Raw genomic sequence first — 13436 nt, forward strand, 5'->3', positions numbered from 1 at the left:
CGAAGGAGGACGCGATCGTGGGAACGGCACTGCTCGCGGGCGAGACACTCGGCGAATGCCTTGCCACACTGGGAAAGGCGGCACCGGGATCGGTGGCGGCCTTTCCCAGCGAAGGCGACTCGATCACCGCGGGCGAGCTGGACGCCGCCGCGACCCGGACGGCGCGCGGCTTCCTCGGCGCCGGGGTCGCACCAGGTGACGTGGTCGGCGTGCTGGTGCCGACCGCGGCCCGGTTCTTCACCACGATCTTCGGGCTGTGGCGGGCGGGCGCGGCGGTGAGCGTGCTGCCCGTGCAGGCCGGTTTCGGTGACGCCGCCGGGGTCGCGCGGCGCCTGGCGCGGCTGGTCGGCGCGGCCGGTATGCGCCACCTCGTCCTCGGCGAGGTCTACGCGGAGATCGGCCGCGAGCTGACGAGGCTCGCGCCGAGCCTGACCATCATCGATCCGGAGGTGCGGGGTGCCGCCACCGCGGGGCTGCCGCCGGTGGCGCCGGACGATCTCGCCGTCGTGCAGTTCACCTCCGGCAGCACCAGCACTCCCAAGGGCGTGATGCTCCCGCACCGGGCGACCGTCGCCGGGCTGCGCGCGGTGGTGGTGAGCGGTGGGATGACCACGGACGACGTGTTCGTGCAGTGGGTGCCGACCTACCACGACATGGGGCTCATCGGGCTGCTTTCGCTGTGGCTCAACGGAAGTGACGTGCACGCGTTCGCGCCGGTGAGCTTCCTGCGACGGCCGGGCGAGGTGCTGGAGTACTTCGCGCGCCACCGGGGCTCGGTGCTGACCGGCCCCAACTTCTCCTACGACTACCTGCTCGACGGGGTGCCCGCCGAGCGGATCGCCGGGCTGGACCTGTCCCGCTGGCGGCTCGCCTTCAACGGCGCCGAACCGATCGCGGCGGCCACCGTGCGGCGGTTCACCGAGGCACTCGCGCCCGCGGGGCTACGGGATTCAGTGATGTACCCGGTGTACGGGATGGCCGAGGCCACGCTCGCGATCAGCTTCCCGGAACCGGGTTCGCGGCCGAGGACGTTCACCGTCGATCGGGCCGCGCTCGCCGCGACGGGGCGCGCGGAGCTGGTCGAGAGCGGGCATGCGAACGCCAAAGCCGTTGTCTCCGTTGGCAAACCGGTGCACGGCGTGTCCGTGCGGGTGGCCGGTGAACGCGGCGAACCGTTGCCTGACGGCGCGCTCGGCGAGTTGCAGATCACGGGCGACCCGGTGACCACGGGGTACTTCCGCGATCCCGCCGCGACCGCGGCGGCCTTCGACGGCGAGTGGCTGCGCACCGGTGATCTCGGGTTTTCGCTCGGCGGCGAGCTGGTGGTCGCGGGGCGGCGCAAGGAGATGGTGGTCGTGCACGGGCAGAACTTCTTCCCCGACGACGTGGAGCTGATCGCGCGCGACGTGCCGGGGGTCTACCGGCGGCACTGCGTCGCCTTCTCCGACACCGCCGAGGACGGGTCCGAGCACGTCGGCGTGATCGTCGAGGTGGACGGCCGCCATGCGGACGCGGCAGGGTTGCGCGCCGAGGTGGCGAGACGGGTCGCGGCGGAACTGGACCTCGCGAAGGTCCGCGTGCACACCGTCGAGCCGCGGTGGCTGTCGAAGACGACGAGCGGGAAATGGCAACGGGTACTGGCGTCACGCCGAATCGACGCCGAGAAGGGGACACTGTGAGCGCGACCGACGAACGGCGGGCCGGGCTGGTCCCGGTCATCGATGATGCGGAACTGCACAGCGCGCGGGTGTTCACCACCTACCAGCGCGCGACCTGGGAGCTCGACCAGATCCCGTGGGACGAGTTCCGCGCGGACCTGGTCAAGCCGGAGTACGTGGTGTTCGCCAAGGGCGCCATCATGGGCGAGTCCAACTCCGTTGCCGCCACGCACGGCCTACTGGAGGAGTTCGCCGACGACTACGACTTCTCCCAGTTCGCCTGCATCTGGGGCTACCAGGAGGTACAGCACCACCTGGCGTTCCAGACCTGGCTGAAGCTGGCGGGGCACGCGGTGGGCTACGAGAAGATCGCCGCGATGCGCGAGCCGTACCCGCCGGGGGTGACGAAGGCGGCGAGCCTCGCCACGAACGTGATCTGCGAGGTGCTCACCAACCACCTCTACAAGTGCGTGAGCCGCGACGTCGAGGAGCCGGTGATCGCCAAGATCATGAAGCGCGCCAGCGGCGACGAAGCCCGCCACGCCAGGGAATTCGCGTACTACACCGCGCGCAGGCTCGCGAAGCACCCCGAGGAGTGCGCCTCCGTCGTCGAGACGCTGTATGTCTACATGGGAACCACGAGGGACATGTACCGGCACCCGGTGAGCCGGTTCAAGGGGCACCTGCCCGAGCTGGAGGGCCACGAGACGATCGACCACGTGTTCCGCCACTTCGCCGAAGTGGACGCCGATGGCCAGGAATGGCAGAAGTGCTGCGAGCAGTTGTTCGCCTACTTCTCCGAGCTGACCGGGCACCGGCTGACGAAGATGGCGGACGTGCGGCGCGCGATCGCGGCCGAGTCGGCGAAGACGACGGTCACCGCGTGAGCACCGCGCTGATCCGCGCTGGCGAGCCGATCGAGCTGCCCTGGCTCGACGAGCCGGAGTTCCGGTGCTTCGGCTGTTCGCCGGAGAACCCGATCGGGCTGGCGCTGGCGATGCTGCGGCTGCCCGACGGCAGGATCGGCGCGGAGGCCACCTTCGGCGAGTACCACACGTCCTATCCCGGCGTCGTCCACGGCGGGCTCGTGCACGTGCTCGTGGACGAGGTGATGGGGGACGCGCTCGCGATCGAGCACGGCCTGCTCGCCTTCTCGGTCACCCTGCGCACGAAGATGCTGCTGCCGCTGCGCGTGGGCGTGCCGTACCTGGCCGCGGCGCGGATCGCCCGCGCCGCCGGTGGCCTCTTCCACACCGAGGCGGACGTGCTCGGCCCCGACGGCGAGGTGCACGTGATGGCGAGCGCCGCCTACCGGCCCATCCGTTCGGCGCAGGCCCGCGACCTGATGGGCCTCGACGACTCCGGTTACGCCAGGACAAGGCACTACTTCGACCACGAGATTGGACCGTGATGACCTCGACCACGTTGCCCACCCGCGAGCAGGTCACCGATATCGCCCGCGCGCTCCTCGCCGCCGAGCTCAAGATCGGGGAGGCGGAGATCGCAGGCCCGAGCGTGCTGCGCGAACTGCCCGGTGCCGACTCGATCCACCTGCTGAGGGTGGTTTCCCAGCTCGAACGCCAGTGGGACACCGAGTTCGACGACGACGACATCTTCTCCTCGCGCACCCTCGACGAACTCGTCGACCTCGTGCTGTCCTATCTCGAGAAGAAGGACTGAGCGGCGATGGCGCGGGTACTGGCCGACCCCACGCCCGCCGAGGCGTTCCAGGCGACCAACCAGCACTACGAGCTGCCCGTCGAGCTGTTCACCGCGTACCTTGACGAGCGGCTGAAGTACAGCTCCGGCGTCTACGCGCACGAGAAGTCCACTTTGGACGAAGCGCAGACGGCGAAGCTGCACTTCGTCGCGGCTGAGCTTGGGCTGACCGGTGGCGAAGAACTGCTCGACGTCGGCTGCGGCTGGGGCAGTCTCATCTTGTTCATGGCCACCGAGTACGGGTGCCGCGCGACCGGTGTCACCCCGTCGTCCACCCAGGCCGTCCACATCGGACGGCTCGCGCGGGAACTCGGCGTCGCGGACCGGATCCGGCTGCGGGTCGGGTCCTATTCGGAGCTTCCCGCCGAGGGTGGTTACGACGCGGTCACCATGCTCGGGTCCATCGTGCACATGCCGGACCGGGTCAGCGTGCTGGCCAAGGCGTACCGGAACCTGCGGCGCGGTGGCGCGCTCTACCTGTCGGAGAGCTGTTTCCGCAGCGAGGCGGCGTACCGGGAGTTCGCCGAGCGCCCCGGCACGATCGGCGTCACCGAAGGGATCTTCGGGTTCGCCGACATGGTCCCGCTGTCGACGCTGGTGGCGGCCGCCGAAAGCGCGGGGTTCAGCCTCACCGGGCTGACCGACCTGACCGCGCACTACAAGCGGACGATCGAGGACTGGGAACGCCGTGCCACCGAGAACCGCGCCGCCGTGGACGCCGCCGTGCCCGGCATGTTCGACCAGCTCGTCACCTACCTCCGCACCGCGAACGCGGGCTGGGGGTACACCACCAAGCACTACGCGCTGAGTGCGCGCAAGACCAGGCTCGGACCGGAGGGACCGTTGTGACCATCGACCTCTCCCGGATGCGCGAGCTGACCGGGGAAGCGGTGTCGCGCGCGGAGCGAAGGCAGTGGAGCATCGACGAACTGGACTGGGCAGGCGTCGACCCCGAGCGGCTCACCGGGACGGACCGCTCGGTGGTCCGCTTCATCACGTTCATCGAGGACCACATTCCCGGGTACCTGAGCTACTTCCTCACCGAATTCGGCCCCGGCGGGGAAGAGCAGTCCATCGAGGAGTTCGCGTTCAACCGCGAGTACTTCCGGTTCCTGATCTCGTGGGCGAACGACGAGGAGCGGCACGCGTCCGCGCTCACCCGTTACCAGGTGGAGGCCGGGATCGCGGAGCCGGACAAGCTCATGCTCGAACTGGCCGAGGAGGGCCGCAAGCAGTTCGCGCTGCCGTACGAGCACCCGATCCAGGCGTTCACCTACACCCTCGTGCAGGAGAAGGCGACGCAGCTGTTCTACCAGCGCTTCAAGAACGTCGTCACCGAGCCGGTGCTGCGCGATCTGCTCTCGCGGCTGGCCAGGGACGAGGCACGGCATTTCGCGTTCTACACCGAGCTCGTCGGCGAACACGTCAAGCGGCACGGGCTCGGCTCGACGGTGCCCGACATCAAGGACGTGCTCGGCACGTTCCGGATGCCGCTGGCGGACACGCTCAACGGGTACTGGCGCTGGTCGCTCAAGGTCGCGGACGCGGCGTCCTACGATCACACCGAGTCCTACGACGCCGTGGTCCGGCTCGTCAAGGGCTTCACGACCTCGTCGGGGGCGGCCTCCGCGCAGGACCTGGCGTCCTTTGTGGACGCGATCAGGAAGGTCTAGCGCCTTGACCTCGACCATGGTGGAGGTCGGACACTGGTAGCGACCCGCTGCCGACCGAAGAGGTGCCGAACCCATGACGACGAGTCCTGCCAGGGAGAACTTCGACAACGGCTATCGCACGGGGACCGCGCCGTGGGTGATCGGCGAACCCCAGCCCGCGGTGGTGGAACTGGAACGCGAGGACCGGATCGGTGGCAGCGTGCTCGACGTGGGATGCGGGGCGGGCGAGCACACCCTGCACCTGGCCGGGCTGGGCTACGACGTGCTCGGTGTCGACTTCTCGCCCCTGGCGGTGGAGCTGGCTTCGGCGAACGCCGCCGCTCGCGGCATCGAAGCCCGGTTCGAAGTCGCCGACGCGATGCGGCTGACCGGAGAACCGCGCTACGACACCGTTCTGGACAGCGCGCTGTTCCACGTGTTCACCCCCGCGGATCAGCTGGTCTACGCGCGCTCGCTGCACGCGGTCACCAAACCGGGCGGGGTGCTGCACGTGCTCGCGCTGGCCGACACCGAGCCGTCGATCGGGCCGCAGGTCAGTGAAACCGCGATCAGGACGGCCTTCGCGGACGGCTGGCAGGTGGAAGGGCTGGGCCTCTCGCGGTACCGCGGCTGGGTCAACGAGCGCGCCGCGCCCCAGCTCGGCGTGCCGGTGGGCACCGTGGTGGACAGCGCGGCCTGGCTCGCGCGGATCCGGCGGAGCTGAGCGTGCGGCGCGGCGGAGCCCGGAGGCCCCGCCGCGCCGTGCCCGTCAGTAGTCGTCGCGGCCGGTGAAGGTCTGCTCCAGGATCTCCGCTGCTCCCGCGACCAGTTCGAGCGGGTCGAGGAACTCGTTGATGTCGAGGTTGACCAGTGGCAGCGAGTGCCGCACCACGACGTGGTCGCCCATCACCGCCGCCCCGCCGACCACCATCGTGTTGCCGATCTCGCGCAGCACGCTCAGCAGGTCGACCTGGTGGATGGTGGCGAACGGGGTCGCGATCTGCACCCAGTCCTCCTTGCGGTCGAGCACCTCCCTGGCGATGATCATCACCTGAGCGCGTTCCTCGGTGTCCTCGTCCGCGCCGAACGCCAGCCTGATCCTGATCTCGTCAGGCTGGTCGCGCACCACTCGGTAGCTCTGCCGGATGTAGGCAACCAGATCGCCCCACGTCGCCACTCGGGCTCCTTCCCTCGAACCGAGGTTCGAGCCTATCGAGTGCCCGCCCGCGGGCCGACGCCGCCGACCTCGCCGGTCCGGATGCGGCACCGGCGGGCGGGCAGGTGCGCCGGGAACACGAACCGCGGACGGCGCAAAGGTTAACGCGAAAAGGGCAAGTGTGAATTGTGAAAGAGTGATCAACTCGGTGCTTGAAGTGATTGGTTTCGGGCTTGTATGGTGACCGCAGTCGACAGTGGGCGACCCACCAGGACCGACGCGGTGTTCCCGGTGGTCAAACGTTCGCACTATTCGGAATAGCTGCTTTGGCGCCGAAATCCACTTTCCTGGAATTGCTGCACCGCAGGGAGACCCGCATGACCCGTCAGCTGCAGCGAGTTCTGCACACCACGTCCAACCCGCGCCCCGATTTCGGCATGGGGCCGCAACGCCAGCAACTGGCACCGGTGGTGCACGCCGGAATCGCGCCGATCACCTCCTTGTCCTGCGGCGTCGTGCACTTGGCCGGCGGTCACTACGCCCTGCCGCACCTCCACGTGACCGCCGAGATCTCGGTGTACGTGGTGTCCGGGATGGCGGTCACCCTTGCCGGTCCCGAACTCGAGCTGACCTTCCTGCACGCACCGGGCTCGATCATGTCGATCGGCGCTGGGGTGCCGCACATCGGCGCGAACCTGGACGTGACGGGGAAGGCCGAGGCCGTCGAGTTCCGGACCGATCGCCACTTCAACCAGGACGTCGAGCTCCTGCCCGGCCTGGACGGGATCGCCGCGGACCGAGTCGCGCGGCTTCAGCGCGACTTCGCCCTCGGGAAGTTCGCCGGACAGCTCAAGGAACCCGTGACCAGCACGGTGTTCTGGGCCGGCGATGACAACTGAAGCCACATCGGCGCGGTACGCGCGCCCTCGCGAAACCGGTGGTCCGACACGGCTTGCCGGCAACGAGCTGCCGTACGAACCGCCGGCACCGGTACTCGCGGCGATCCACGGCGACGAAGCGGTCAACAGGTACCCCGACCCGGCATACACGGCGTTGACCAGCGCGTTGGCCGAGCACCTCGGAACGCCTGCCGAACACATCGTGCTCGGCGCCGGCTCGTCCTCCGTTTTCCAGCGCCTGTTCCGGGTCGCGTGCGCGGAGCCGGGTGGCGCCGTGATGTGGACGGCCCCGACCTACGACGCGTTCGACCTTTTCGCCCGGCAGGCCGGAGCGCTCGCCCAGCGAATCGCCCCGACCTCGGACGGGGCGGTCGACCTCGGCGCGATGCTCGCCGCGAGCACCGCGGACACCCGGATGATCATCCTGGTCAACCCGCACAACCCGACCGGAGCCGTGCTCCGCGGCAGCGATCTCCGCGCGTTCCTCGACGAGGTGGACGAAGGCATCACCGTCGTGGTGGACGAGGCCTACCGGGAATTCTGCACGGATACGGACATCGCGGACGGCCTGGCGGTCGCGAAGGCCCGCTGGGCGGCGGGGCGCCACGACGTCGCCGTGGTCAGGACCTTTTCGAAGGCGTACGGGCTGGCCGGGATGCGGGTCGGGTACTGCGTCGCGCCGGTGCCGCTGGCTCAGCGGGTTCGCGACGAGGGCGTCCCGCGCGAAGTCACCTTCCACGCCGCGGCCACGGCGGTCGCCGCGCTGGAGGCCCAGGCCGAGATGCGGGAGAACGTGTCGCGGATCGTCGCCGAACGGACCCGCGTGCTGGCCGAGCTTCGCCGCATCGGCTTCGCGCCGGGGGATTCGCAGAGCAACTACGTCTGGCTCCCGCTGGCCGGGAACGCGGACCGGTTCGCCGCGCACTGCGCCGACGACGACGTGGTGGTGCTCGCCATCGCAGGCCACGGCGTACGCGTGAGCATCGGGAGCGAGGCCGACAACGACCGCCTCCTGCACGCGGCACGCGCCTGGGCGACCGTCGGAAACTGATCTCGGCGGCAATCGTGAAAGTGATGGATCAATTCGTGCCGCGCGGCGCGGAGGTGAATCTGATCTTTGCGACCGAATTGGCGCTCCGGGCAGCTTGACCAAAAAGCTCGATCATTCATAGCCTGCGAAAGTCGCCCCGACCCCGTTGAAATGGGAAACGAAATGGCCGCTCCGAAATACTCTCGACCGCTGGCCGTCGTTCTTGCCGCGGGAATCGTGGCGCTCGGTTACGGGCACACCGCGGTGGCCGCGACCGGACCGGAAACCGCACCCACGGCCAGTGCGCCCGCGGCACGGGCCGCCCTGCAGAAGGTGGTCACCACGGCGAACGTGGACGCGCTGATCGCCGCGGGCGACGCGACCACCGCACGAGAGCTCGGCCCGGTCAAGGCGGCGCTCGCCAACGCCGGTGCTCAGCACATCGACATCATCGGCGCGCCGAAGGAGCTGGCGAAGTTCGCCCAGCCGATCATCGTCCAGGCACTGCGGGTCGGCGGTCCGGTGGCCGCCAGCGTGCTGGAGACGATCGGGGACCCGGTCGCGGCGATCCCCGGTGCCAGCAGCGGCGGGCCCAGCCCCCAGGCCGTGCTCAAGCCGATCGCGCTGCTGATCAGGGCCGGTTCCCCGGTGCTGGCCGACCTCATCGAAGGCATCAAGATCGACGGCGTCTGACCGAAGCCACGACCACGAGGTGCCCCAGCGTCCACCAGGGCGCTGGGGCACCTCGTCGTTCCCGGGGTAGCCGGTGAACTGCGGTGTCACGGCGATTTCATCGGCCCTGTCTACGGTTCCGGCCATGAAGCGAACACGAGCGGGCGCCGTCGTCGCGGCCGCGGTACTGACTTTGCTGGCAGGCGAAGCCGCCTCGGCCTCGTCCGCGGCCCCCACGGTGCGGATCGGCGGTGGTTCCGGCATCGTGTTCGGCCACAACCAGCCGATCCCCGCGCAGAACGCCGAATGGTGCACGCTCACCGCGATCGGCTACGACCGGACCGGTGAACTGGTCGGCCTGACCAACGCCCACTGCTTCTACGACGCCAACGGGAACAAGACCCTCGGTGACAAGGTCTACTACGACAAGACCGCGCCGGGCACCGCGGCCAGCCCGCTGAACACCTCCGAGACCGATCTCGAGACCGGTGTGATCGGCACCGTCGAGTACGTCAGCAAGAGCAACCCGGTCGCCAGCCCGAACGATCCGGGGCTCGACTACTCGGTGATCAAGTTCGACAGGACGAAGGTCGTCCCCACCTCGACCGTCGGCGAAACCACCATCACCGGGATCGGATCGCCGCCGGTACCCGGCACCCGGATGTGCAAGCAGGGCCAGAGCAGCGGTCTCACCTGCGGCTTCGAGCTGAGCACCAGCGGCCCGTACTTCGCGCACACGATCCTGGAGTTCCCCGGTGACTCCGGTTCCCCGGTGGTGCTGAACGGGAAGCTCATCGGCAACCAGTGGGTGGCGGGGCTCAGCACGTCGATGGTGGCGATCAAGGCCGATCTCGACAGCCGAGGGGAAATCGGCGCGGGCTTCACGGTCGCTCCCTGATGCCTGGCCGGGGAAGTGACCACGCGACTAGGGGTCGTGGTCACTTCCCCGGGCCTTGCCGGCACGAATTCTGATTGAGGTCAAAAAGTGTCCGCTATCCTTCTTAAGCTGGTCCCAGACCGAAAAGCACCAGGAAGGCGGACACTATGACCACCGACGCGGCCACCACCGAGAACATCGTCGACGAGCGCACCGATCTGCTGGCCGTCCTCGCCAAGCAGCGGCACTTCCTGCGCTTCACCGCGCGCGACCTCACCGACGAGCAGGCCGGGCTGCGGACCACGAAGAGCGAGCTGTGCCTGGGCGGCCTGATCAAGCACGTCACCTCGGTCGAGCGCGGCTGGGCGAGCTTCATCGTCGAGGGCCCGTCTGCGATGCCCGACTTCTCCGCCATGACCGAAGACGACTTCGCGGCGCGGGCGAACGAGTTCCGGATGCTGCCCGGCGAAACGCTGGATGGCGTGCTGGCGAACTACGCCGAGGTGGCGGCCCGCACCGACGAAATCATCTCGGGCCTGCCGGATCTGAACGTGTCCCACCCGTTGCCGAAGGCACCGTGGTTCGAGGCGGACGCCCGGTGGAGCGCCCGGCGGGTGCTGACGCACATCATCGCCGAGACCGCGCAGCACTCCGGACACGCCGACATCATCCGGGAGTCCCTCGACGGTGCGAAGTCCATGGGCTGAAGCCTGCCCGATACATGACGTACGCTGATACGTCGTGTATCGGGGCGGCTCCGGCCGTCCCGGCATCCTGTCGCCGTCCACGCCGGGGTCTGCTTCGGCGATGCGGCCGGAGCCCGTCGATGGGCGCGCGAAGTCGACGAGTGCACCGCCGACTTCCTCCTCGACACCACGCGCACGGCGATCAGCCGATCCCCTCCGGTGCGATGGCGAAGTACCCCGGCATCAAGTTCGTCGTCGCCTGCGGCATTGCCGAGCCTGCTCGAAGTCGCCGATTCCAGGCACATCGCCTACGGCAGCGACTTCCCGTTCGCCCCGCCGCCCGCGTGTCGTTCCTGAACAAGCGGTATCCGCTCGGCGACGGCTACGCGCCGCGATCGATCACCGCAACGCCGAAACCCTCGTCTCGCGCCTCAGCGGCTGACCCGGTCGCGCAGTGTCCTTTGTGGAGTGACCAGCCTGCGGACCACCCACTGGAGCCTGCTGCGCCTTCGCGGTCGAGCCGCGTGCACCGTGCCCATCGTGGTGACCCGCGTGCCGGACATCGTGGCCACTGCCGCCCTGCCCGGCCCCGTCGGCCGCGGCCCGGTCCGCGCCGAGTCCACTTGCGACAGTCCCATGACCACCGCCCGTACCAGGTGGCTCGCCGTCTCGTGGGTGGTACCCGCGCGTTGTGCCACCTCGCCGACGATGACGGTTTCGCCGGTGCCGCCGTGGCGCGCGAGCGCGTGCAGCACCGTGTCGATGGCGTCCTTGGCGTGCTCGATGCGATCCTCCGAGCAAGGCCGTCGTGCTCCGCCCGTGGCGGCGAACTCCCCGTTCTTGATCATGCTGCCCTCAATTCGCCCCAAACCAACGCACCCCCGCCTATACCAGGTACCCGGTTCGGCCGTGGTCTACACCTGATTCCGCGGGAAAGTTTTCCGAGATACTTGGCATAGTGGTCACTATGTGAGTAGCGTCGACTATGTGACCTCCGACGCACCGAAGCGGCTTTCCCGTGGGGAGGCCAAGGCGCGCACGCGGGAGCTGCTGCTCGAAGCGGCGGCGAGCACCTTCGCGCGCAAGGGCTTTCACGGCGCGTCGGTGGAGGCGATCGCCGAAGCGGCCGGATTTTCGATCGGCGCGCTGTACGCCAACTTCGCCGGCAAGGAGCAGCTCTTCCTGGAACTGCTGTCGAGCAGGGCCAGCGGGCAGGTGCTGGCCGCGGCGGAAATCCTCCACGACGACGACGTCACGGCGGGCGATCCGGCGGACGCGCTCGGCCGGTTCCTGGTGGACCTCGCCGACAAGGACACCGACTTTTCGCTCCTGCAGGCGGAGTTCTGGCTCTACGCGGCCAGGAACCCCGGCGTGCGGGACACGCTCGCCGAACGGATGCGGGAGCCGCGCGAGCTGCTGGCCCGCCTGGTGGAGGAGCGCCGGGGCGAACCGGAAGCGCCGGTGCCGCCGTCGACGGTGGCAACGGTCGTGCTCGCCCTGTTCCAGGGCCTGGTCCGCCAGCGGCGCATCGACCAGGGCAGTGTGCCGCCCGAGTTGTTCGGCCAGGCGTTGCGCTGGCTGTTCGCCGGGCTCGACGAAGAGACGCGACAGCGGAGGGACCAGTCATGACCGAAACCGCGGCACCGGGCCTGCAAGCGCTGTTCGACCCCGCGCACCGGGCGGACCCCTATCCCACGTACCGGCGGTGGCGCGAGGACACGCCGGTCGCCGGGCCGATGCCGGGGCTGTTCGTCGTCACCCGGCACGCCGACTGCGCCGCGGTGCTGCGCGACTCCCGCTTCGGCCACGCCGAGCCGGACGAGCCGAACCTGCTGCGCCCCGCTCCGCCGACGGACGCCGAAACCGCGCTGGTGGACGAAAACGGCAACCCGGTGCGGTCGTTCCTCGGCCTGAACCCGCCCGATCACACCCGGCTGCGCAAGCTCGTTTCCAAGGCGTTCACGCGGCCGATGGTGGCCAGGCTCGCGCCGCGGATCGAGCAGCTCACCACCGACCTTCTCGACGGGATGGCGAAGCGCACCGGGCAGGTGGACCTGATCGAATCGCTGGCCTACCCGCTGCCGGTCGCCGTGATCAGCGAGCTGCTGGGCATCCCGAACGCGGACCGCGACCAGTTCGTCGCGTGGTCGCATTCGCTGGCGCGCGGGCTCGATCCCGATTTCGCGCTGCCGCCGGGTACGCGGGAGAACCTCGTCCGCACCAGGGGCGAGTTCGCCGAGTACATCCGGGGGCTCGCCGCGATCCGGCGCGCCGACCCGGGGGAGGACCTGCTGTCCGCGCTCGTCCAGGTGCACGACAGCGGGGACGTGCTCACCGAGAACGAGTTGCTGGCCACCTGCATCCTGCTGCTGATCGCCGGGCACGAAACCACGGTGAACCTGATCGGGAACGGCACGCTGGCACTGCTGCGGGCACCCGGTCAGCTCGCCGCGCTCCGCGACGAGCCCGAACTGGTCGACCATGCGGTGGAAGAGTTCCTGCGCTACGACTCGCCGGTCCAGCTCACCATGCGCGCCGCGCTCGAGGACGCCGAGATCGGCGGTGTCGAGATCGCTCGCGGATCCGCGGCGCTCCTCGTCATCGGGTCCGCCAACCGGGATCCGGACGCCGTCGCCGACCCCGACGCGCTCGACGTCCGTCGCGAGCCAACACGGCACCTCGCCTTCGGGCAGGGCATCCACTTCTGCCTCGGCGCACCGCTGGCCCGTCTCGAAGCGCGCATCGCGTTCCAGGCGCTGCTCGCGCGCTTCCCGGCGCTCCGGCTCGCCGCGGAACCCGCTTGGAAGGACAACCTCATCCTGCGCGGGCTCGCCACCCTCCCGGTGCACCTGACCTGACCGCTGTCCACCATGACGGCGTCGATGTCGGCGCGCGGCACGACCAGATCCGCCGCCTCGCCGGGAGTGAGCGACGAGGTGCCGGAAGAATTGACGCCCATGATCGAGATGGTGCGGATGCGGGGGCTCCGCGAACTCGAATGACCCCTGCACTGGCATGCTGAGGAGTAGGGGGCGTTTTCCGGCGCCGGCGTTGCGGAGCGCGGATTTTCAACTGGGATTCGGATGC

The 13436-nt window shown here is 69.3% G+C and carries 17 protein-coding genes; 15 read left to right on the top strand and 2 right to left on the bottom strand.

The annotated features are described in order from the left end of the window. Nucleotides 1-17: 17 nt before the first annotated feature. From ABD256_RS19900 to ABD256_RS19930, 7 genes are all read left to right on the top strand, one after another. Nucleotides 18-1679: an AMP-binding protein gene (locus tag ABD256_RS19900; protein WP_344420609.1), complete on the top strand. Its 1662-nt coding sequence runs from the start codon at nt 18-20 to the stop codon at nt 1677-1679. Then, the gene (locus ABD256_RS19905) at nt 1676-2545 is read left to right on the top strand and encodes a ferritin-like domain-containing protein (RefSeq protein WP_344420612.1); all 870 of its coding nucleotides are present in this window, start codon (nt 1676-1678) and stop codon (nt 2543-2545) included. The genes ABD256_RS19900 and ABD256_RS19905 overlap by 4 nt, the downstream gene beginning before the upstream one ends. Beyond that, nucleotides 2542-3069: a PaaI family thioesterase gene (locus tag ABD256_RS19910; protein ID WP_344420615.1), complete on the top strand. Its 528-nt coding sequence runs from the start codon at nt 2542-2544 to the stop codon at nt 3067-3069. Before ABD256_RS19905 ends, ABD256_RS19910 begins: the two co-directional genes overlap by 4 nt. Continuing rightward, nucleotides 3069-3338 (top strand): acyl carrier protein, encoded by a 270-nt coding sequence (locus tag ABD256_RS19915; RefSeq protein WP_344420617.1) that lies wholly within the window; start codon nt 3069-3071, stop codon nt 3336-3338. The genes ABD256_RS19910 and ABD256_RS19915 overlap by 1 nt, the downstream gene beginning before the upstream one ends. A 6-nt stretch (nt 3339-3344) precedes the next feature. Continuing rightward, nucleotides 3345-4226, top strand: a complete 882-nt coding sequence (locus ABD256_RS19920; RefSeq protein ID WP_344420620.1) for an SAM-dependent methyltransferase — start codon at nt 3345-3347, stop codon at nt 4224-4226. After that, on the top strand, nt 4223-5050 hold the full coding sequence (locus ABD256_RS19925) for an acyl-ACP desaturase (protein ID WP_344420623.1): 828 nt from the start codon (nt 4223-4225) through the stop codon (nt 5048-5050). Before ABD256_RS19920 ends, ABD256_RS19925 begins: the two co-directional genes overlap by 4 nt. A 73-nt stretch (nt 5051-5123) precedes the next feature. Further along, nucleotides 5124-5753, top strand: coding sequence for a class I SAM-dependent methyltransferase (locus tag ABD256_RS19930; RefSeq protein WP_344420626.1), 630 nt, complete (start codon nt 5124-5126; stop codon nt 5751-5753). 45 nt (nt 5754-5798) lie between these two features. Here the strand turns inward: ABD256_RS19930 and ABD256_RS19935 are convergent, their stop codons facing one another. Next, nucleotides 5799-6206 carry a type III secretion system chaperone family protein gene (locus ABD256_RS19935; protein ID WP_344420629.1) on the bottom strand — a complete coding sequence of 136 codons (408 nt, stop codon included), beginning with the start codon at nt 6204-6206 and terminating at the stop codon, nt 5799-5801. Between the two features lie 356 nt (nt 6207-6562). Here ABD256_RS19935 and ABD256_RS19940 point away from each other — a divergent pair, with 356 nt between their 5' ends. From ABD256_RS19940 to ABD256_RS19960, 5 genes are all read left to right on the top strand, one after another. Then, on the top strand, nt 6563-7084 hold the full coding sequence (locus ABD256_RS19940; protein WP_344420632.1) for a hypothetical protein: 522 nt from the start codon (nt 6563-6565) through the stop codon (nt 7082-7084). Beyond that, nucleotides 7074-8135, top strand: a complete 1062-nt coding sequence (locus tag ABD256_RS19945; RefSeq protein WP_344420634.1) for an aminotransferase class I/II-fold pyridoxal phosphate-dependent enzyme — start codon at nt 7074-7076, stop codon at nt 8133-8135. Before ABD256_RS19940 ends, ABD256_RS19945 begins: the two co-directional genes overlap by 11 nt. Before the next feature lie 162 nt (nt 8136-8297). After that, nucleotides 8298-8807: a hypothetical protein gene (locus ABD256_RS19950; RefSeq protein WP_344420637.1), complete on the top strand. Its 510-nt coding sequence runs from the start codon at nt 8298-8300 to the stop codon at nt 8805-8807. Nucleotides 8808-8931: 124 nt separating this feature from the next. Further along, nucleotides 8932-9684 (top strand): chymotrypsin family serine protease, encoded by a 753-nt coding sequence (locus tag ABD256_RS19955; protein ID WP_344420640.1) that lies wholly within the window; start codon nt 8932-8934, stop codon nt 9682-9684. Between the two features lie 146 nt (nt 9685-9830). Further along, nucleotides 9831-10370 carry a DinB family protein gene (locus ABD256_RS19960; RefSeq protein ID WP_344420642.1) on the top strand — a complete coding sequence of 180 codons (540 nt, stop codon included), beginning with the start codon at nt 9831-9833 and terminating at the stop codon, nt 10368-10370. 410 nt (nt 10371-10780) lie between these two features. On the opposite strand, the gene ABD256_RS19965 is transcribed toward ABD256_RS19960, so the two are convergent. Beyond that, nucleotides 10781-11197, bottom strand: coding sequence for a hypothetical protein (locus tag ABD256_RS19965; RefSeq protein ID WP_344420645.1), 417 nt, complete (start codon nt 11195-11197; stop codon nt 10781-10783). A 139-nt stretch (nt 11198-11336) separates the two neighbouring features. On the opposite strand from ABD256_RS19965, the gene ABD256_RS19970 reads away from it, so the two are divergent. From ABD256_RS19970 to ABD256_RS19980, 3 genes are read left to right on the top strand one after another with little or no spacing between them, the layout of a single operon-like run. Continuing rightward, nucleotides 11337-11978, top strand: coding sequence for a TetR/AcrR family transcriptional regulator (locus ABD256_RS19970; protein WP_344420648.1), 642 nt, complete (start codon nt 11337-11339; stop codon nt 11976-11978). After that, entirely contained in the window at nt 11975-13207 is a 1233-nt protein-coding gene (locus ABD256_RS19975; protein WP_344420651.1) for a cytochrome P450, read from the top strand. The genes ABD256_RS19970 and ABD256_RS19975 overlap by 4 nt, the downstream gene beginning before the upstream one ends. Nucleotides 13208-13219: 12 nt before the next feature. Beyond that, the gene (locus ABD256_RS19980) at nt 13220-13351 is read left to right on the top strand and encodes a hypothetical protein (RefSeq protein ID WP_344420653.1); all 132 of its coding nucleotides are present in this window, start codon (nt 13220-13222) and stop codon (nt 13349-13351) included. The last annotated feature ends 85 nt before the right edge of the window (nt 13352-13436 follow it).

Source organism: Amycolatopsis minnesotensis (assembly GCF_039529815.1).
Lineage (GTDB): Bacteria > Actinomycetota > Actinomycetes > Mycobacteriales > Pseudonocardiaceae > Amycolatopsis > Amycolatopsis minnesotensis.

Bases quoted from the DNA above. Each gene is read 5' to 3' on its own strand.
- ABD256_RS19915 (WP_344420617.1), top strand. From the start codon at position 3,069: ATGACCTCGACCACGTTGCCCACCCGCGAGCAGGTCACCGATATCGCC.
- ABD256_RS19920 (WP_344420620.1), top strand. From the start codon at position 3,345: ATGGCGCGGGTACTGGCCGACCCCACGCCCGCCGAGGCGTTCCAGGCG.
- ABD256_RS19930 (WP_344420626.1), top strand. From the start codon at position 5,124: ATGACGACGAGTCCTGCCAGGGAGAACTTCGACAACGGCTATCGCACG.
- ABD256_RS19940 (WP_344420632.1), top strand. From the start codon at position 6,563: ATGACCCGTCAGCTGCAGCGAGTTCTGCACACCACGTCCAACCCGCGC.
- ABD256_RS19945 (WP_344420634.1), top strand. From the start codon at position 7,074: ATGACAACTGAAGCCACATCGGCGCGGTACGCGCGCCCTCGCGAAACC.
- ABD256_RS19950 (WP_344420637.1), top strand. From the start codon at position 8,298: ATGGCCGCTCCGAAATACTCTCGACCGCTGGCCGTCGTTCTTGCCGCG.
- ABD256_RS19955 (WP_344420640.1), top strand. From the start codon at position 8,932: ATGAAGCGAACACGAGCGGGCGCCGTCGTCGCGGCCGCGGTACTGACT.
- ABD256_RS19960 (WP_344420642.1), top strand. From the start codon at position 9,831: ATGACCACCGACGCGGCCACCACCGAGAACATCGTCGACGAGCGCACC.
- ABD256_RS19965 (WP_344420645.1), bottom strand. From the start codon at position 11,197: ATGATCAAGAACGGGGAGTTCGCCGCCACGGGCGGAGCACGACGGCCT.
- ABD256_RS19975 (WP_344420651.1), top strand. From the start codon at position 11,975: ATGACCGAAACCGCGGCACCGGGCCTGCAAGCGCTGTTCGACCCCGCG.
- ABD256_RS19980 (WP_344420653.1), top strand. From the start codon at position 13,220: ATGACGGCGTCGATGTCGGCGCGCGGCACGACCAGATCCGCCGCCTCG.